Source organism: Rhizobium ecuadorense, from assembly GCF_001187535.1.
GTDB classification, from domain to species: domain Bacteria; phylum Pseudomonadota; class Alphaproteobacteria; order Rhizobiales; family Rhizobiaceae; genus Rhizobium; species Rhizobium ecuadorense.
This window is the reverse complement of sequence record NZ_LFIO01000265.1, coordinates 1-207: the sequence shown is the minus strand read 5'-3', so window position 1 is coordinate 207 and position 207 is coordinate 1. Positions and strand designations below refer to the sequence as shown.

The following is a 207-nucleotide window of genomic DNA, read 5'->3' as shown; positions in this document are numbered from 1 at the left end:
AGCCCAGACGGTGATGCCAGTCGCCATGGTGGCGATGAAAAGGAAGATCAGGTGCCAGTTGCCGAAAAACATGACGATCTGGCCAGTGCCGGGCGCAATGACCGGAACGATCATGAAGACCATCATGATGAGCGACATGACCTCGGCCATCTGCCGGCCGCCATAGATATCGCGAACGATGGACACAGTGATGACGCGGGTTGCGGC

The 207-nt window shown here is 58.0% G+C and carries 1 pseudogene; it reads right to left on the bottom strand.

The features are described 5' to 3' along the window. A pseudogene (locus AF337_RS05855) lies at nt 1-207 on the bottom strand (MFS transporter); the annotation flags it as partial.